The 18,100-nt window shown below is 76.6% G+C and carries 17 protein-coding genes; 2 read left to right on the forward strand and 15 right to left on the reverse strand.

What is annotated here, in order from left to right:
- Positions 1-183: 183 nt before the first annotated feature.
- Positions 184-1,056, forward strand: a complete 873-nt coding sequence (locus ACRYR9_RS16695) for an aminoglycoside phosphotransferase family protein (RefSeq protein ID WP_432497876.1) — start codon at positions 184-186, stop codon at positions 1,054-1,056.
- Between the two features lie 46 nt (positions 1,057-1,102).
- Here ACRYR9_RS16695 and tsaE read toward each other — a convergent pair whose 3' ends face one another.
- The 6 genes from tsaE to glmS form a co-directional block, all read right to left on the reverse strand.
- Entirely contained in the window at positions 1,103-1,618 is a 516-nt protein-coding gene (tsaE, locus tag ACRYR9_RS16700) for a tRNA (adenosine(37)-N6)-threonylcarbamoyltransferase complex ATPase subunit type 1 TsaE (RefSeq protein WP_432497878.1), read from the reverse strand.
- The gene (locus tag ACRYR9_RS16705; protein WP_432497880.1) at positions 1,615-2,652 is read right to left on the reverse strand and encodes an alpha/beta fold hydrolase; all 1,038 of its coding nucleotides are present in this window, start codon (positions 2,650-2,652) and stop codon (positions 1,615-1,617) included. Before ACRYR9_RS16705 ends, tsaE begins: the two co-directional genes overlap by 4 nt.
- Complete coding sequence (alr, locus tag ACRYR9_RS16710) at positions 2,649-3,815, reverse strand: alanine racemase (RefSeq protein ID WP_432497914.1); 1,167 nt, start codon at positions 3,813-3,815, stop codon at positions 2,649-2,651. The genes ACRYR9_RS16705 and alr overlap by 4 nt, the downstream gene beginning before the upstream one ends.
- 337 nt (positions 3,816-4,152) lie before the next feature.
- On the reverse strand, positions 4,153-5,634 hold the full coding sequence (locus tag ACRYR9_RS16715) for an NAD(P)H-hydrate epimerase (RefSeq protein ID WP_432497882.1): 1,482 nt from the start codon (positions 5,632-5,634) through the stop codon (positions 4,153-4,155).
- A gap of 88 nt (positions 5,635-5,722) precedes the next feature.
- Positions 5,723-6,076: a holo-ACP synthase gene (locus tag ACRYR9_RS16720; protein WP_432497884.1), complete on the reverse strand. Its 354-nt coding sequence runs from the start codon at positions 6,074-6,076 to the stop codon at positions 5,723-5,725.
- A gap of 70 nt (positions 6,077-6,146) precedes the next feature.
- Positions 6,147-8,018, reverse strand: a complete 1,872-nt coding sequence (glmS, locus tag ACRYR9_RS16725) for a glutamine--fructose-6-phosphate transaminase (isomerizing) (protein ID WP_432497887.1) — start codon at positions 8,016-8,018, stop codon at positions 6,147-6,149.
- Positions 8,019-8,175: 157 nt separating this feature from the next.
- On the opposite strand from glmS, the gene coaA reads away from it, so the two are divergent.
- Positions 8,176-9,159: a type I pantothenate kinase gene (gene coaA, locus ACRYR9_RS16730; RefSeq protein ID WP_432497916.1), complete on the forward strand. Its 984-nt coding sequence runs from the start codon at positions 8,176-8,178 to the stop codon at positions 9,157-9,159.
- Between the two features lie 15 nt (positions 9,160-9,174).
- Here coaA and ACRYR9_RS16735 read toward each other — a convergent pair whose 3' ends face one another.
- The 9 genes from ACRYR9_RS16735 to ACRYR9_RS16775 all read right to left on the reverse strand — a co-directional run bounded on the left by ACRYR9_RS16735 (position 9,175) and on the right by ACRYR9_RS16775 (position 17,951).
- A complete protein-coding gene (locus ACRYR9_RS16735; RefSeq protein WP_432497889.1) occupies positions 9,175-10,239 on the reverse strand; it encodes a GNAT family N-acetyltransferase in 1,065 nt (354 codons plus the stop codon).
- 84 nt (positions 10,240-10,323) lie between these two features.
- The gene (glmM, locus tag ACRYR9_RS16740; RefSeq protein WP_432497892.1) at positions 10,324-11,679 is read right to left on the reverse strand and encodes a phosphoglucosamine mutase; all 1,356 of its coding nucleotides are present in this window, start codon (positions 11,677-11,679) and stop codon (positions 10,324-10,326) included.
- A 116-nt stretch (positions 11,680-11,795) separates the two neighbouring features.
- On the reverse strand, positions 11,796-12,293 hold the full coding sequence (gene rpsI, locus ACRYR9_RS16745; protein WP_432497895.1) for a 30S ribosomal protein S9: 498 nt from the start codon (positions 12,291-12,293) through the stop codon (positions 11,796-11,798).
- A gap of 35 nt (positions 12,294-12,328) precedes the next feature.
- Positions 12,329-12,772, reverse strand: a complete 444-nt coding sequence (gene rplM / locus ACRYR9_RS16750) for a 50S ribosomal protein L13 (protein ID WP_432497898.1) — start codon at positions 12,770-12,772, stop codon at positions 12,329-12,331.
- 165 nt (positions 12,773-12,937) lie between these two features.
- Positions 12,938-14,620 carry an ABC-F family ATP-binding cassette domain-containing protein gene (locus ACRYR9_RS16755; RefSeq protein ID WP_432497901.1) on the reverse strand — a complete coding sequence of 561 codons (1,683 nt, stop codon included), beginning with the start codon at positions 14,618-14,620 and terminating at the stop codon, positions 12,938-12,940.
- A 79-nt stretch (positions 14,621-14,699) separates the two neighbouring features.
- Positions 14,700-15,182: a SixA phosphatase family protein gene (locus tag ACRYR9_RS16760; RefSeq protein WP_432497904.1), complete on the reverse strand. Its 483-nt coding sequence runs from the start codon at positions 15,180-15,182 to the stop codon at positions 14,700-14,702.
- A gap of 64 nt (positions 15,183-15,246) precedes the next feature.
- Positions 15,247-16,128: a tRNA pseudouridine synthase A gene (locus ACRYR9_RS16765; protein WP_432497906.1), complete on the reverse strand. Its 882-nt coding sequence runs from the start codon at positions 16,126-16,128 to the stop codon at positions 15,247-15,249.
- A gap of 110 nt (positions 16,129-16,238) precedes the next feature.
- Positions 16,239-16,877 (reverse strand): 50S ribosomal protein L17, encoded by a 639-nt coding sequence (gene rplQ / locus ACRYR9_RS16770; protein ID WP_432497909.1) that lies wholly within the window; start codon positions 16,875-16,877, stop codon positions 16,239-16,241.
- Positions 16,878-16,937: 60 nt separating this feature from the next.
- Positions 16,938-17,951, reverse strand: a complete 1,014-nt coding sequence (locus tag ACRYR9_RS16775) for a DNA-directed RNA polymerase subunit alpha (RefSeq protein ID WP_432497911.1) — start codon at positions 17,949-17,951, stop codon at positions 16,938-16,940.
- Positions 17,952-18,100: the final 149 nt, after the last annotated feature.

Here is an 18,100-nt window from a genome sequence, read left to right on the forward strand (position 1 = left end):
GGTGATCTTGAAGCGTAGAGAACTCCATGATCACCGGGGCCCGTGCTCGCCTGGGTCCGTGACACGCCAGACCCTCACCGAGTGCTTGAGCCACCCTGCCCGGTCCGCCTACTGCCGGTCGCTCTTAGGACCCCGGCAGCTCCGGGCCTGGCGGTCGGGGCCCCGACCCGCGAGGCTGACCGCGTGCGCAGCGCTGCGGAGGGGACCGACGCCACCGAGGTGCTGCGCTGGGCCGCCGGGCACCTGGAGGTCAGCGGCGAGCCGGTGCTGGTCAAGCGGCGGCCGTGGTCGCGGGTGTGGTGGCTGCCCACCGCGGGCGGTCGGGCGTGGCTGAAGGCGTGCCCGCCGGCGCTCGCGCACGAGGTCGCGCTGGTGGTCGTCCTCGCCGCGCGGGGCGCCCCGCACGTCCTGGCCCCGCTCGCGGCCGACGCCGCGCGCGGGTGGTTGCTGCTGCCGGACGGCGGCCCCACCCTGCGGGACGCGGGCGAGGAGCAGGACCGCTGGCCCGCAGCCCTGGCCGGGTACGCCGAGCTGCAGCGCGCCGCCACCCCGCAGGCCGCGGAGCTGCTGGCCGCCGGAGTCCCCGACACGCGGCCCGAGGTGCTCGCGGAGGTCGCCGCCGACGTCGTCGGCCGCCGCGCACCGCACCTGCGCCACCTGCTGCCGCTCGTCGCGGACGAGGCGGCGGAACTGGCCGAGCTGGGGCCGGCACCCACCGTGCAGCACGACGACCTGCACGACGGCAACGTCTTCGCCGCCGGGCTGCGCCCCTTCGACTGGGGCGACGCCTGCGTGGGCCACCCCTTCACCAGCCTGCGGGTCGGCGCACGCACCGGGCACGCCGACGGCGACCGGACCGCCTACCTGGCCGGCTGGAGCGGGGACCCCGCGCGGCTGCACCGCGCCGCCGACCTCGCCACCCACCTGGGGTCGATCACCCGGGCGCTGTCGTGGGAGCGGGCGCTGACGTCCGTGCCGGGGGCACCGCCTCCGGAGTTCTCCGGCGCGGTCGTCGGCTGGCTGGAGCGGCTGGCGGAGCCCACGGGCCGCCCCTGAACCAGGCCCGGGCCCCGACCACGGGTCAGCGCGCGGGCGCCGCCGCTCACACCCCGCTCAGCGCGTCGGCCAGATCCACGTCCGCCCACCGCCGGCCGTGCCCGAGCACGCGCGCTGTGCGCGGCTCCACCGGCACCTCACCGGACTCCCCCACCGGTGCCGCGCCGTGCGGGCGTTCCAGGTGCACCTCCAGGCGCTGCCCGGCGAGGTCCTCCACCAGCCCGGCGCCCCACTCCACGACCGTGACGGCCTCGTCGGCGTCGGCGTCCAGGTCCAGGTCGTCGACCTCCGCCAGGGAGCCGACCCGGTAGGCGTCCACGTGCACCAGCGGCGGGCCGCCGACCAGCGACGGGTGCACCCGCGCGATGACGAACGTGGGGGACGTCACCGGCCCCCGCACGCCCAGCCCCTCGGCCAGCCCGCGCGTCATCGTCGTCTTGCCCGCGCCCACGTCACCGGACAGGACCACCAGGTCACCGGCGCGCAGCAGCGCCCCCAGGCGCCGGCCGAACTCACCGGTGGCGTGCGCGGTGGCCAGCACCAGCTCCAGCGGCGCGCTCACCGCCGCCCCCGCCGGGCGCGCGAGCGGGCGGCGACCGGCAGGACGACCTCGTGGCCCGCGCCGGGGCCGCCGTCCCCGGCGGCGCGCGCCAGCAACCGCTCCAGGCGCGCGGTGACCACGGCGGGGTGCTCCAGCATCACCAGGTGCCCCGCCTGCCGCACCAGCACGTGCTCGGCCCCGGGGACGGCGTCGGCGATGGTGCGCCCGTGCGCCGCGGGGGTCATGAGGTCGCGCTCGGCGGCGATCACCAGCACCGCCCGCCCGGCCAGCGCGGCCAGCGCCTCGCTCTCGTCGAGGGTGCCGAAGGCCGGCAGCAGGTCGGCGATGGTGCCCACCGAGGTCTCGGCCATCATGCGCGCGGCCAGCCGCTCCACCTCCGGGGACACCGGGGAGGCGAACGACCAGTGCGAGACCAGGCGCTGCTCCACGTCCGCGGCCCGCCGGCGGCTGCGCTCGAGGACGTCGGCGCGCTCCGCGGTGCGCTGCAGCGCCTGCTCGGCCCAGCGCACCAGGTGCCGGCCCAGCAGCGGCAGGCCGTGGTCGAAGGCGGCCAGCCCGCCGGAGCTGGTGGCGACCAGCCCGACGGCGCGGGTGCGCTCGAGCAGGTCGGGGCGGCGCACCGCCAGCTCCATGATCGTCATGCCGCCGAGGGAGTGGCCCACGAGCGCCAGCGGGCCCTCGGGGGCCACGACGTCGAGCACCTGCCCCAGGTCGTCGGCCAGCCGCGCCACCGCCACCGGTCCGGCCGGGCCCCGGGTGGAGCGGCCGTGGCCGCGGTGCTCGGGCAGCACGAGGCGGTGGCGGCCGCGCAGCGCCAGTCGCTGGAAGTGCCAGGCGTCGGCCGACAGCCCGTAGCCGTGCAGCAGCACGACGGTCGGCGCGCCCGGCGCGGCCGCGTCGGCGGGGTCGACCTCCACGTGCAGGCGCGCGCCGTCGTCGGTGACCACCTCCACCGGTTCCCCCGCCAGCGGCTGCAGCTCCTCGCGCACGGGTGCCGCGCGCCGGCGCGGGCGCAGCACCCCGGCGACCCTCACTGCGCGCCCCCCATGCCCGCGCGCCCCGTCCACCGGCGCGGCACCCGCGGCCCGATGCGCGTGACCACCTCGTACGCGATCGTGCCGGCGGCCTCGGCCCAGTCCTGCGCCGTCGGCTCCTCCGGCCGCCCGGCGGCCTCCCCCGCACCGAAGAGCACCACCGCCTCCCCCGGCGCCGGCGTCTCGCCGCCGAGGTCGACGACCACCTGGTCCATGCACACCCTGCCCAGCACGGGTCTGCGCCGCCCGGCCACCAGCACCGACCCGCCGCCGCCGGGGCGCGAGGAGGCGTGCCGCGGCAGCCCGTCGCCGTACCCCACGGGCACCAGGCCCAGCGTCGTGGCGCGGGGGGTGCGGTGGGTCAGGCCGTAGGAGACGCCCGCCCCGGCCGGCACCGGGCGCACGTGCGCCAGCCGCGCCGTCAGCGTCATCGCCGGCACCAGCCCCAGCTGCGCGCAGGACGCCACGTGCGGGGCGGGGCTGACCCCGTACAGGGCGATGCCGCAGCGGGCCAGGTCGAAGCGGGCCCGGGGGTCGAACAGCGCCGCCGGGGAGTTCGCGTGGTGCAGCAGACCGGGGTCGACCCCGCGGGCGCGGGCGACGGCGACGGCACCGGTGAAGGCGTCCAGCTGCGCGTCCACGGAGGCGTCCCCGGGGGCGTCGGCGGAGGCGAAGTGCGCCCAGGTGCCGCGCACCCGCACCGCGCCCTCCGCCACGTGCGCGGCGACCGCGTCCAGCAGGTCCGCCCACTGCGCCGGGGAAGCACCCCCGCGGGACATGCCGGTGTCCAGCTCCAGGTGGATCCCGGCGGTGCGCCCGGTGGCGCGCGCGGCGGCCACGACCTCCGCCAGCGCCCACGGCGCGGCCACCGACAGGTCCACGTCCGCCGCCACCGCCGCGCGCAGGTCCAGCCCCGGGGTGAGCAGCCACGCCAGCACGGGCGCGGTGACGCCCGCCCGCCGCAGCGCGAGGGCCTCGTGCACGTGCGCCACGCCCAGCCACGTCGCACCGCCGGCGAGCGCCGCCCGGGCCGCGGGGACGGCGCCGTGCCCGTACCCGTCGGCCTTGACCACGGCCATGAGCTGCGCCGCCCCCAACCGCTCGCGCAGGACGGCGGCGTTGCCGGCGATCGCGTCCAGGTCGACGACGGCCTCGGCCGGCAGGCCCGGCGACGGCTCGGGCGGCGAGGACGGTGCGGTGGCGGCCGGCGCGTCGGCGGTCGGGTCCGGCGCCGGGTGCGCGGCTTCCTCCACGGGTGAACCCACGTCCCCGACGGTACCCGGCGCCCCGGCCCCTCCCTCTCCCCCCACGGCGGCGCGGCGTCGCTGCCCAGTTCGGCGCCCGGGACCTGGGAGCGGTGGCTGCCGGGTGGTGCGGCAGGCGGCGTCCGGAGCTCGCGCCTCGACCACCGAACCCGTGGTGGTGCACCCGCGTCGGCGCGAGCGGAGAGCCGGTCGCCGCGCCACCCGGCAGTCACCGCGCCCCGACCACCCGGGCGGCCTACCAGCCGGGCAGCGACGTCAGCGCCGCCGGCACCGCCTCGGCGACGTCCAGGGCGCTCAGCGGCCCGCCCGCGCTGGCCAGCTCGGCGGCCCAGCCGTGCAGCACGGCGGCGTCGGCGGCGACCTCCGCGGCCAGCGCCGGGTCCCGCGCGAGGTCGTCGGCCCGCGAGGCCAGGGCGGCACCGAGCACCCCGGCGAGCACGTCCCCCGCCCCGGCGGTGGCCAGCCACGCGGGCGCGGCGGCGGCGGTGAACACGCGCCCGTCCGGGCCGGCGACGGTGGTGACGGCGCCCTTGAGCAGCACGGTGGCGCCGGTGGCGGCGGCGGCGCGGCGCGCGTGCGGCAGCGGGTCGGCCTCGACGACGGCGCGCGGCACGTCCTCGCCGAGGACCCCGAGCAGGCGGGACAGCTCCCCGGCGTGCGGGGTGAGGACGTGCTGCGGGCCCAGCCCCTCGGGCAGCCCGGCGAGGGCGCCGGCGTCGACGACGGCGGGCTCGCCGGAGGCCAGGGCCTCGCGCACGCGGGCCTGCTGCTCGGCGTCGTCCGGGGAGACGCCGGGGCCCAGCACCCACGCCTGCACCCGCCCGGGCCCGACGACGGCCTCGGGGCGGTGGTGCCGCACCAGCTCCGCGGGGTGCTCGGGGCCCAGGTAGCGCACCATGCCGGCCCCGGCGCGCACGGCGGCGTCCACGGCCAGCAGGGCGGCGCCGGTGTAGTCGGGGCCGCCGGCGACGACACCGACGACACCGCGGGAGTACTTGTCGTCCCCGGGGCCGGGCCGGCGCCAGCGGGCGGCGACGTCGGCGGGCTCGACCCGGCGCACCGCGGGGGCCGGCAGTTCACCGCGCACCCCGATGTCGGCGACGACGACGCGCCCGCAGCGGGCGGCGGCGGGCGCGAGCAGGTGGGCCGGCTTCGCGGTGCCGAAGGTGACGGTGACGTCGGCGTCGAGGACGCCGCCCTCCACGGCGCCGCGGTCGGCGTCCAGCCCGCTGGGCACGTCGACGGCCACGACGACGGGCCCGTCGACACCGGCACCGGCCAGCGCCTCGGGCAGTTCGTCCAGGGGCGCGCGCAGCCCGCCGCGCCCGCCGATGCCGGCGACGCCGTCGAGCAGGAGGTCCGCGGCGCGGCAGGCGGCGGGGCCGTCGTCGCCGAAGGGGCGCACGCGAGCGCCGGCGGCCACGGCGGCGGCCAGGCCCGCGGGGTGGGCGGTGTCGGCGGTGGTGAGGACGAGGACGCCGGCGCCGCGGCCGGCGAGGCGGGCGGCGGCGAACAGGGCGTCGCCGCCGTTGTCGCCGGTGCCGGCGAGGACGACGACGCGCCGGCCGGTGACGCGGCCGGTGGAGGCGCGCAGCACGGCGGCGCACTCGGCGTCCAGGGCGGTGGCGGCGCGCTGCATGAGGGTGCCCTCGGGCACGGTGGCCATCACGGTGCGTTCAGCGGCGCGGACGTCGGCGGTGGCGTGCGCTTCGATCACGTCCCGACCCTGGCACCGCCGGGACCCGTGCGCGCGCCGGGGGCCCCCCGAACGGCCCAACGCGGCTCGACCGCCCGTCAGCCCAGCGTCACGCGCCCTCGGCGACGACCATGGCGGTGGCGATGCCGGCGTCGTGCGACAGGGACAGGTGGAAGCGCTGCACGCCGGCCTCGCGGGCGATGCGCTCGGCGCTGCCGCGCACGACGATCTCGGGGCGGTGGCCGTCCTCGCGCTCGACGACGACGTCGCGCCACACCAGGCCCACGGGCGCGCCGAGCGACTTGGCGACGGCCTCCTTGGCGGCGAAGCGCGCGGCGAGGGACTCGGCGGGCAGGCCGCGCTCACCGTCGCCGAACAGCCGGTCCAGCAGCCGCGGCGTGCGCTGCACCTGGCGCACGAACCGCGCGATGTCGACGACGTCGATGCCCACTCCGACGATCACGCCCCACCACCTCCTCCGCGAGGCGGCCACGGTCCCACGCGGGGTCCGGGCCGCCCGCGGCGGGGTCGCCTCACTCCACGGTGACGGACTTGGCGAGGTTGCGGGGCTGGTCGACGTCCAGGCCCTTGGCGGTGGCGAGCTCGCACGCGAACACCTGCAGCGGCACCACGGCCAGCAGCGGGGACAGCAGCGTGGAGGTGCGCGGGACGCGGATGACGACGTCGGCGTACGGCTCGACGTCGGTGTCGCCCTGCTCGGCGATGACGAGGGTGCGGGCGCCCCGGGCGCGCACCTCCTGGATGTTGGAGACGACCTTGGCGTGCAGGGAGTCGCGCCCGCGCGGGCTGGGCACCACGACGAACACCGGCTGGCCGGGTTCGACCAGGGCGATGGGGCCGTGCTTGAGCTCGCCGGCGGCGAAGCCCTCGGCGTGGATGTACGCCAGCTCCTTGAGCTTGAGCGCGCCCTCCATCGCCACCGGGTAGCCGACGTGCCTGCCCAGGAACAGCACCGAGCGGGTGTCGGCCATGGACCGGGCGATCTCGCGGACCTGCTCCAGGCCGTCGAGCACCTGGCGCACCTGGCCGGGGACCTCGTGCAGCTGCTCGAGCACCTCGGCGACCTCGTCGGCGAACTTGTTGCCGCGCAGCTGCGCCAGGTACAGCCCCAGCAGGTAGCAGGCGGTGATCTGCGCGAGGAACGCCTTGGTGGAGGCCACCGCGATCTCCGGGCCGGCGTGCGTGTAGAGCGCGGCGTCGGACTCGCGGGGGATCGTGGAGCCGTTGGTGTTGCAGATCGCGAGCACCTTGGCGCCCTGCTCGCGGGCGTGGCGCACCGCCATGATCGTGTCCATGGTCTCGCCGGACTGCGAGATCGCCACGACGAGCGTGCGCTCGGAGACGACGGGGTCGCGGTAGCGGAACTCGTGGGCGAGCTCCACCTCCACGGGGATGCGGCACCAGTGCTCGATCGCGTACTTGGCGACCTGCCCGGCGTAGGCGGCGGTGCCGCAGGCGACGACGACGATCTTGTCGACGCTGCGCAGCTCGGCCTCGGAGATCTTCATCTCGTCCAGCTGCAGGCGCCCGGTGGTGTCGGTGCGGCCCAGCAGGGTGTCGGCGATGGCCTGCGGCTGGTCGTGGATCTCCTTGGCCATGAAGCTGGGGAAACCCCCCTTCTCCGCGGCCGAGGCGTCCCAGTCGACGTGGAAGCGGCGCCCCTGCGCCGGGGTGCCGTCGAACCCGACGACGTCCACGCGCTCGGGGGTGATGGTGACGACCTGGTCCTGGCCCAGCTCCAGCGCCTCGCGGGTGTGCGCGATGAACGCCGCCACGTCCGAGCCGAGGTAGTTCGCGCCCTCCCCCAGCCCGACGACCAGCGGGGAGTTGCGGCGGGCGCCGACGATGACGCCGGGGGTGTCGGCGTGCACGGCCAGCAGCGTGAACGCGCCCTCGAGCCGGGCGCACACCGCGCGCATCGCCTCGGTGAGGTCGCCGGTGCGCTCCTGCTCGGCGCCCAGCAGGTGCGCGACGACCTCGGTGTCGGTCTCGCTGGTGAACTCCACGCCCGCCTCGACCAGCTCGGCGCGCAGCACCGCGAAGTTCTCGACGATGCCGTTGTGGATGACCGCGACGCGGCCGGTGCCGTCGACGTGCGGGTGCGCGTTGGCGTCGGTGGGTCCGCCGTGGGTGGCCCAGCGGGTGTGCCCGATCGCGGTGGCCGCCGCCGGGAGCGGGTCGGCGTCGAGCAGCTCGACGAGGTTGGCGAGCTTGCCGGCGCGCTTGCGCACGTCCACCCCCGCGCCCGTCACGACGGCGATGCCCGCCGAGTCGTACCCGCGGTACTCCAGCCGCCGCAGCCCTTCCAGGACGACGGCGGCGCCGTCCTCCCCTGCCGCGCCCGTTGTCCCGGGTCGCCCGACGTAGCCCACGATGCCGCACATGGTCCACAAGCGTACGGTCCGTCCCCGGCCCGGTCCGGGAGCGCGGTGTGCAGGTGCTGTGCGCCACCACCCGTCCGGGGGCGCCTCCGGACCGGGTGGAGCGCCGGGGCCACGAGCGGCAACGGGTACCGTGCCGCCGGTGAGCACGGCCGGACCCCTGCCCGGGACGTCGTCGGCGAAAGCGCCGGCCGCGCCCGACCCCTCCCGCGAGGCGTCTCCCTACGTCGTGCTGGACCGCGGCGAGTGGAGCCGGCTGCGGGCCGCGACCCCGCTGACCCTGACCGCCGAGGACGTGGCGCGCCTGCGCGGCCTGGGCGACCGGGTCGACCTGCGCGAGGTGGAGGAGGTGTACCTGCCGCTGTCGCGGCTGCTGACGCTGTACGAGCGCGCCACGGGCAGCCTGCACGCGGCGACGTCGACGTTCCTGGGCGAGCGGGCCCGGCGCACCCCGTTCGTCGTCGGCGTGGCCGGTTCCGTCGCGGTGGGCAAGTCCACCACGGCGCGCGTGCTGCGCGAACTGCTCTCGCACTGGCCCGAGACGCCGCACGTGGAACTGGTCACCACCGACGGGTTCCTGCTGCCGAACGCGGAGCTGGAGCGGCGCGGGCTGCTGCACCGCAAGGGGTTCCCGGAGTCCTACGACCGTCGGGCGCTGCTGCGGTTCCTCTCGAGCGTGAAGTCGGGGGCCGCGGAGGTGCGCGCGCCGGTGTACTCGCACCTGACGTACGACATCGTGCCCGGGGAGGAGATCGTGGTGCGCCGCCCCGACGTGCTCATCGTGGAGGGCCTGAACGTGCTGCAGCCGGCGCGGGTGCGCGCCGACGGCACGCAGGGCGTGGCGGTGAGCGACTACTTCGACTTCTCCCTGTACGTGGACGCCCGCACCGACGACGTGCGCTCCTGGTACGTGTCGCGCTTCCTGGAGCTGCGGCGCACCGCGTTCAACCGGCCCCAGTCGTACTTCCGCCGCTACGCCGGCCTCAGCGACGAGGAGGCGGCGGCGCGGGCGGAGCAGATCTGGGCGGACATCAACGAGCCGAACCTGGTGGGCAACGTGCGCCCCACGCGGGGCCGCGCCACGTGCGTGCTGCGCAAGGGCCCCGACCACGCCGTGCAGCAGGTGCGGCTGCGCAAGATCTGAACGGCGCCGGCGGCGTCACGCAGGCTCCACCCCGACCGCTGCGCGGACCCGCTCGACCGGCGCCTCCAGCTCCTCGACGACCTCGTCGCAGCGGAAGCCCAGCGCCTCGTTGACGGCGATCATCGGCGTGTTCGCCACCGCGTTCCAGGTGGTGACCCGCTCGGCGGCGGGCGCGTCGCGCAGCGCCGCGCGCAGGCACGCCACCTTCAGCAGCAGCCCCAGCCGGCGGCCGCGGTGCTCGCGCACCACCAGGGTGTCGTGCTGCAGCAGCCGCTGCGGCTCGTGGCACGAGCTGACCAGGACGGTGAAACCGACGGGTGCGCCGTCCGGGGCCAGGGCGAGCGCCGTCCACCACCGGCGGCCCTGCGCGACGCGCAGCGCCTCGCCTGCGCGCACCCGGTCCGCGTCCCACACCTCCGGGGTGGTGCTCAGCTCGCCCTGCGGGGCGTCGGTGCTCATCCGGGAGGCGAGGTGCGCGAGCGCGTCGACGTCGGCCTGCGCGACCGGCCCGCTCCAGGTCCGCACCGCGTACCCCGTCGCGCGCGCAGCGGCGGTGCGCTCCAGCTCCCGCAGCAGACCCGGCGCCGGAGGCAGCAGCAGCTGGCGCCGGGCAGCCACCTGCGCCACCCGCAGGCCCCACGCCGCCGCGGCCGCCGAGCCCGGCCAGTCCCCGGCGGCCACGTCCACGGGCCGCTCGGTGGTCGAGCGGACGCGGGTGCGGCCGGCGGCCGCGGCCACGTCCAGCGCGGCGCGCAGCAGGGCGGTGCCCACCCCGCGGCGGCGGTGCCGCGCCGGCACGGCGACGTCGACGAGCGCGAGGTGGAGGTTGTCGTGCACGGGCAGCCACACCTCGCCCGCGCCCAGCGGGGTGCCGTCCGCGCCGCGGGCCAGCAGGAGGTGGATGCGCTCGTCCACGGTGCCGTGCTCGAGCTGGGCGCGCCGCTCGCCGGGCTGCCACAGCGCCGGGTCCGCGCGGCCGTGGGACTCGCCGGCAGCCAGCGCCGCGTACCAGTCGTCGAAGTGCTCCGCGGCCCACGCGCCGCGGTCCGGGTCGTCCGTGCAGGTCTTCGCGATGCGCACGGCACCAGTGAGCCGGGGGCGCGCCGCTCCCGCCAGAGGTTTTCCCGACCGGGAGAGGCTCCGCCAGGCTCCGGGGGCCGGGCGCTACAGGGCCAGGCGCTGCTGCACGACCCCGGCGAGGCGGTCGGCGATCTCCTGGGCGTGCGCGGTGTGCGCGGCCTCCACCATGACCCGCACCAGCGGTTCGGTGCCGCTGGGGCGCAGCAGCACCCGGCCCGTCTCGCCCAGCTCCGCCTCGGCCGCCGCGACGGCGTCGCGCAGGTGCTCGTCGGCACCGGCGCGGGACTTGTCCACCCCGCGCACGTTGACGAGCACCTGGGGCAGCCGCTGCACGACGCCCGCCAGGTCGGCCAGGGAGCGGCCGGTGCCCGCCACCCGCGCCAGCAGGTGCAGGGCGGTCAGGACGCCGTCGCCGGTGGTGGCGTGCGCGGGCAGCACCACGTGCCCGCTCTGCTCGCCGCCGATGCTCCAGCCGCCGGCACCCAGGGCCTCCAGCACGTAGCGGTCCCCCACGGCCGTCTCCACCATGCGCACGCCCTCGCGGCGCATGGCCAGGCGCAGGCCCAGGTTGCTCATCACGGTGGCCACGAGGGTGGACTCGCGCAGCTCGCCGCGGTCGCGCAGCGCCAGGGCGAGCACCGCGAGGATCTGGTCGCCGTCGACGACGTTCCCGGCGGCGTCCACGGCCAGGCACCGGTCGGCGTCGCCGTCGTGGGCGATGCCGACGTCGGCGCCGTGGGCGAGCACGGCCTCGGTGAGGGGGCCCAGGTGGGTGGAGCCGCAGCCGTCGTTGATGTTCAGCCCGTCGGGGTGCGCGAACAACGTGGTGACGCGCGCGCCGGCCTCGGCGAGCACCCGCGGGGCGATGGCGCTGGCCGCGCCGTTGGCGCAGTCGACCACCACGTGCAGCCCGTCCAGCCGGTTCGGCAGGGTGGACAGCAGGTGCGCGGCGTAGGTGTCGGCGGCGTCCTGCTCGACGTCCGGGCCGGAGTGGACGCGGCCCACGGCCGCACCGGTGGGGCGGCGACCGGCGCCGGAGCGGAACTCCCGCTCGACGGCGTCCTCGACCTCGTCGGGCAGCTTGGTGCCGCCGCGGGCGAAGATCTTCAGGCCGTTGTCGGGCATGGGGTTGTGGGAGGCGGAGAGCATGACCCCGAAGTCGGCGCCGGACTCGCCGACCAGGTGCGCCAGCGCCGGCGTGGGCACGACCCCCACGTCCAGCACGTCCACCCCGGCACTGGCCAGGCCGGCCACCACGGCCGCGGACAGGAACTGCCCGGACACGCGCGGGTCGCGGGCCACGAGGGCGCGCGGGTGAGCACCGCCGCCGGGCTCGGCGAGCACGGTGGCGGCCGCGACCGACAACCCCAGCGCCATGTCCGCCGTCAGGTCGACGTTCGCCAGACCACGCACCCCGTCGGTGCCGAAGAGCCGTCCCACCGCGTCCGTCCCCCACTCGGTCCAATGTCGTCCTGACACCACGACGGCCCCGGGGCGTGTACCCCCGGGGCCGTGCGGTGTTCGTGCCGGTGCGTGCCCGCCGCAGCGGGCGCGGATCAGCGCTTGCTGAACTGCGGCGCCTTGCGGGCCTTCTTCAGACCGGCCTTCTTGCGCTCGATGGCGCGCGGGTCGCGGGTCAGGAAGCCGGCCTTCTTCAGCGCCGGGCGGTTCGCCTCGAGGTCCACCGCGTTCAGGGCCCGGGCCACGCCCAGGCGCAGCGCACCGGCCTGACCGGAGGAGCCACCGCCGTGGATGCGGGCGATGACGTCGAAGGACCCCTCGAGCGCGGTGACCCGGAACGGCTCGTTGACGAGCTGCTGGTGCACCTTGTTCGGGAAGTAGCTGTCCAGCTCACGGCCGTTGATCGTCCACTTGCCGGAGCCGGGGACGATGCGCACGCGCGCGACGGCCTCCTTGCGGCGGCCGGTGGCCCCGCCGGGGGCGATCACGCTGCTGCCGCCGGTCTGCGGCTGCGCGGACTCGCTGGTGTAGGTGCCGGTGAACTCGTCGGTCTCGGTGATGTCGTCGACGGTCTCGGTGGTGTACTCGGCCACGGTTCTCCTCAGTCAGTTCGCAGTGGGCGCAGTGCTCACTGCGCGACCTGGGTCAGCTCGAAGGGCTGCGGCTGCTGCGCCGCGTGGGGGTGCTCCGGGCCGGCGTAGACCTTGAGCTTGGCCAGCATCTGCCGCCCCAGCGAGTTCTTGGGAAGCATCCCGCGGATGGCCTTCTCGACGGCCTTCTCGGGGTTCTTCTCCAGCAGCTCGGTGTAACCGGTGGCCTTGAGGCCACCCGGGAAGCCGGAGTGCCGGTACGCGATCTTCTGGTCGCGCTTGGAGCCCGTCAGGGCCACCTTCGCAGCGTTGACGATGACGACGTAGTCGCCGCCGTCGACGTGCGGCGCGAAGGTCGGCTTGTGCTTGCCGCGCAGGAGGACGGCGGTCTGAGACGCCAGGCGACCCAGGACCACGTCCTCCGCGTCGATGACGAGCCAGCGGCGGTCGATGTCGCCGGGCTTCGGGGTGAACGTGCGCACGGGGCTTGCCCATCTCCTCGAGAACAGTTGCGGAACGGGCCCGCGCTCGGGGCCGTCGGCTCCGGGGATCGGGCTGACAGGCACTGCGTGGGCACAACGACCCATGACGTTACCCGGCGATGAGCCGAAGGGTCAAAACGGCTGCGTGGCGGCGGTCCGGGCGGCTCAGCGCGCCCGCGCCACCCGGGCCACGTCCCACACCGGCTCGCTGCTCTCGACGACCCTCCCGTCGGCGCCGAAGACGAGGAAGCGGTCGAAGCCGCGGGCGAACCAGCGGTCGTGCGTGACGGCCACCACCGTGCCCTCGAACGCGGCCAGCGCCTGCTCCAGCGCCTCGGCCGAGTGCAGGTCCAGGTTGTCCGTCGGCTCGTCCAGCAGCAGCAGCGTGGCGCCCGAGAGCTCCAGCAGCAGGATCTGCAGGCGCGCCTGCTGGCCGCCTGAGAGGTGCTCGAAGCGCTGCTCGGCGGCCGCCGCCAGCCCGTAGCGGTCCAGGGCCCGCGAAGCCGCCTCGCGGTCCAGCCCGGCGCGGTGCGCGGTGCCCCGGTGCAGCACGTCCAGCAGGGAGCGGCCCACCAGGGCCGGCTGCTCGTGGGTCTGCGCGAACCAGCCCGGCCGCACCCGCGCCCCCAGCCGGGCCGTGCCGGTGTGCGGCACGGGCGCCACCGCCTGCTCGTCGACGGGCGCGTGCTCGGCGTCCGGGTCCGAGCCGCCGGCGGCCAGCAGCCGCAGGAAGTGCGACTTGCCCGAGCCGTTGGAGCCCAGGACCGCGACGCGGTCGCCCAGGTGCAGCTCGGCGTCGAACGGCTCCATCAGGCCGGTCAGCCCCAGCCGCTCGCAGACCACCGCGCGCTTGCCGGTGCGCCCGCCGCGCAGCCGCATCCGCACGTCCTGCACGGCCGGCGGCGCCTGCGGCGGGCCGGCCTCCTCGAACCGCGCCAGCCGCGTCTGCGCCGCGGCGTAGCGCGAGGCCATGCCGTCGTTGAACTTCGACCTCTCGCGCAGGGTCACCACGAGCGCCCGCAGCTTGACGCGCTCCTCGTCCCAGCGCCGGCGCAGCTCCTCCAGCCGCTCCCCCCGCGCGGCGCGCGCCCGGCCGTAGGTGGCGAAGGACCCGCCGTGCACCCACGAGACCGCGCCGAGGGCCCCCGGCTCCAGCGTCACGATGCGGTCCGCCGCCGCGGACAGCAGCTGGCGGTCGTGGCTGACCAGCAGCACCGACTTGCCGGTGGCGCGCAGCTGCTCCTCCAGCCATCGCTTGCCGGGCACGTCCAGGTAGTTGTCCGGCTCGTCCAGCAGCAGGACCTCGTCGGGCCCGCGCAGCAGCGCCTCCAGCACCAGGCGCTTCTGCTCCCCGCCGGACAGGGTGCGCACCAGCCGGTGCCGGCAGGCCTCGAAGCCGACGCCCAGGGCGGCGGTGGCGCACTCGTCCCAGCCGACCTCGGCGTCGTAGCCGCCGGCGTCGGAGTAGTCGGCGATGGCCTGCGCGTAGCGCATCTGCTCGCGCTCCGCGTCGGTCTCCAGCATCGCCAGCTCGGCGGCGTCCAGGGCCGCGGCGGCGCGGCGCAGCTGCGGCGGGGCCACCGAGACCAGCAGCTCGCCGACGGTCGTGCCGTCGCGCACCGAGCCCACGAACTGCCGCATGACGCCGAGCCCGCCGCTGCGCGCCACGGCACCGGACTGCACCGGCTCGTCGCCGGCGATCAGCCGCAGCAGCGTCGTCTTGCCGGTGCCGTTGGGACCCACCAGCGCGGTGGTGGTCCCGTCGGCGACGCGGAAGGACACCTCGTTCAGCAGCGGCCGCCCGTCGGGCAGCTCGTGACTGACGGCCTGGACGTCGACGTGACCCACGGGGGTCAGTCTGCCCCCGTCCCGGGCCGGGACGCGCCCGGTTTCCGCGGGCCCCCCGGGCGCCGGCCCCGGGCGGTGGCTACGCCCGGGCGGTGTGCACCGTGCGCAGCGCGCAGCTGGTGCTGTCGGCGTCGGCCCACCGCCCCGACACGTCCAGCACGGCGATGCCCGCGGTGCGCAGCTGCTGCACCTGCCCGGTGAGGACCTCGGTGAGGTCGCTCAGGCCCGGGTTGTGCCCCACCAGGACGACGACGGCGTCGGGGCGGTCGGTGTCCAGCCCGCGCACCAGGCGCAGCAGGTCGCCGAGGGACGCCTCGTACACGCGCTCCTCGTCGACGACCGCGGGCTCGACGCCCCAGGCGTCCAGCAGCCGGGCGGTGGTCTCCTCGGTGCGCCGCGCGGGCGAGGTCACCAGCAGGTCGGGGGTGGCGACGTGCTCGGACAGCCAGCGCCCGGCGGCGACCGCGTCGGCGCGGCCCCGCTCGGTGAGGGGGCGGGCGATGTCCTGCAGGCCGGGGGGCGTGTCCGCCTTGGCGTGGCGGACGAGGACGAGCGTGGGCACGGCGCAAGCCTGCCCCACCGCCCCGCGCCGGCGGCACGCGCCCCCGCGCCCCCGCGCGAGCGCCTCAGCGCGGGGGCGCGCAGGACCCGTCGGAACGGGGCGGCAGCGCCGCGCGCACGGCGCGCGCCTGCCGGGCACGGGCGGCGAGGTCGGCGTCGGGCGGGTAGACGACCTCCTCCAGGCACAGCCCGTGCGCGGGCACGACCGCCACTGCGGGGTCGCGCAGCCCGCGCAGCAGCACGTGCACGGGCCAGTCGGCGTCGCGCCGCCCCTCCCCCACGGCCAGCGCCGCACCCACCAGGGCTCGCACCATGGAGTGGCAGAAGGCGTCCGCCCGCACGTCGGCCACGAGCAGGCCGGCGTCGGGCCCCGTCTCCTCGCGCCGCCAGGAGTACGCCAGCAGCGTGCGCACGGTGGTGGCGCCCTCGCGGGGCTTGCAGTAGGCGGCGAAGTCGTGCAGGCCCACCAGGGCGCGCGAGGCGGCGTCCATGGCGGTCACGTCCAGGGGGCGGCGGTGCCCCAGCACGTCGTGGCGGCGCAGCGGCGGCACCCCGGCGGGGTGGTCGTCGACGCGGTAGGCGTACCGGCGGCGCAGCGCGGAGAAGCGGGCGTCGAAGCCGGCCGGCGCGCGGTGCACCCCGTGCACGCGGACGTCGGCGGGCAGGACCCCGGCCAGGCGCCGCAGCAGCGCCTCCTCGGGCGCGGAACCGGAGCGGCCGGGCGCGGCCGCCAGAGCCTCGGCCGGGACGTCGACGTGGGCCACCTGGCCGCGCGCGTGCACCCCGGAGTCGGTGCGCCCGGCGACGGTCAGGCGCGGGGCCGGCTCCAGCCGCAGCACGCGCCCCAGGGCGGCGGTCAGCTCACCCTGCACGGTGCGCAGGCCCGGCTGCTCGGCCCAGCCGGCGAACCCGGTGCCGTCGTAGCCCAGGTCCAGCCGCAGCCTCACCGCCGGCGGGGTGCTGGCGTCCCCGTGCACGGCGTCCGGGGCCGTGGAGCGGGCGAGCCCGCCCTCCCCGGTGGGGAGGGCGGGCTCGCCGGTGCTCGAGGGGGTGGCGCTCAGGCCTTGTCCTCGGTGGTGCCCTCGGTGCCGGTCACCGGCGTGGTGCCGGTGGTCTCGTCGGCCGGGTCCGCCTCGGCGGCGTCGAGCTCGACGCCGGTGTCGGCGGTGTCGCCCTCGGGCAGGGTGTCGGGCTGGTCGACGCTGCCGGGCTCGACCGGCTCCTCCGCCGCGGCGGCGCCCGCCTCGGCGTCGGCGGCGACCGCGGCGGCCGTGGAGGCCGCAGCGGCACCGGCGGCGGCCCGCTCGGCCTCGCGCACGGTGGCCTGCTTCGCGCTGACCGGCTCCATGACGAGCTGGATGACCGCCATGGGGGCGTTGTCGCCCTTGCGGGGGCCGATCTTCACGATGCGGGTGTAGCCGCCCTGGCGCTCGGCCATGGCCGGGCCGATCTCGGTGAAGAGGAAGTGCACGACGGACTTGTCGCGCACCGTCTTCATCACCTGGCGGCGCGACGCGAGGTCACCCTTCTTGGCGAAGGTGATCAGCTTCTCCGCGAACGGGCGCAGGCGGCGGGCCTTGGCCTCGGTCGTGGTGATGCTGCGGTGCTCGAAGAGCGAGGTCGCCAGGTTGGCGAGGATGAGCTTCTCGTGGGCCGGCCCGCCGCCGAGCCGCGGACCCTTGGTGGGGGTGGGCATGGTTGTCGATCTCCTCGAAGGTCTCCGTCACCCCGGTGCGGGGTGGCGGTCAGCGGACGGTCAGAGCTGCTCGTCCTCGGCGAAGGACGAGTCGTCCTCCTCGAAGTCGTTGACGGCGGTGCTCGGGTCGAACCCAGGCGGGGAGTCCTTGAGGTGCAGCGCCATGCCGGCCAGCTTGGCCTTCACCTCGTCGATGGACTTCTGCCCGAAGTTGCGGATGTCGAGCAGGTCGGCCTCGCTGCGCGAGACCAGCTCGCCGACGGTGTGGATGCCCTCGCGCTTGAGGCAGTTGTAGGAGCGGACCGTCAGGTCCAGCGCCTCGATCTCCAGCGCGAGGTCGGCGGCGAGCGCGGCGTCGGTGGGCGAGGGGCCCATGTCGATGCCCTCGGCCTCGACGTTGAGCTCCCGGGCCAGGCCGAACAGCTCCACGAGCGTCTTGCCTGCGGAGGCGACGGCGTCGCGGGGGGTGATGGCGTGCTTGGTCTCGACGTCGACGACGAGGCGGTCGAAGTCGGTCCGCTGCTCGACGCGGGTGGCCTCGACCTTGTACGTCACCTTCAGCACGGGCGAGTAGATGGAGTCGACCGGGATGCGGCCGATCTCCTGCTCGCCGGACTTGTTCTGCGCCGCCGAGACGTAGCCGCGGCCGCGCTCGACCGTCAGCTCCATCTCGAGCTTGCCCTTGCCGTTCAGGGTGGCGATGTGCAGGTCGGGGTTGTGCACCTCGACACCCGCCGGCGGCGCGATGTCGGCGGCGGTCACCGCGCCGGGGCCCTGCTTGCGCAGGTACATCACGACGGGCTCGTCGTGCTCCGAGGAGACCACGAGGTTCTTGACGTTGAGGACGATCTCGGTGACGTCCTCCTTGACACCCGGCACGCTGGTGAACTCGTGCAGGACGCCGTCGATGCGCAGGCTCGTCACGGCCGCCCCCGGGATGGAGGACAGCAGGGTCCGGCGCAGCGAGTTGCCGAGGGTGTACCCGAAACCGGGCTCGAGGGGCTCGATGACGAAGCGCGAGCGGTACTCGTCGACGACGTCTTCGGTCAGGGTGGGGCGCTGTGCGATCAGCACGGAGGTTCCTTCCCGCGGGCGTCCGCCATATGACGCCCCGCACGCCCGTCAGCATCGGTCCACCGACGGGGTCTGGCTCTGGCTCGACCGGTACCTGCCGGTCGGCGGGGCGCCGGCCGCACCCGCGGGTGCACCCTGCGGGAGGCCGG

Origin of the sequence: Kineococcus auxinigenes (genome assembly GCF_050871525.1) — a bacterium.
Lineage (GTDB): Bacteria > Actinomycetota > Actinomycetes > Actinomycetales > Kineococcaceae > Kineococcus.

Coding starts and splice junctions, on each gene's coding strand:
- glmS (WP_432497887.1), bottom strand. CDS start 8,018: ATGTGCGGCATCGTGGGCTACGTCGGGCGACCCGGGACAACGGGCGCG.
- rplQ (WP_432497909.1), bottom strand. CDS start 16,877: ATGCCCACCCCCACCAAGGGTCCGCGGCTCGGCGGCGGGCCGGCCCAC.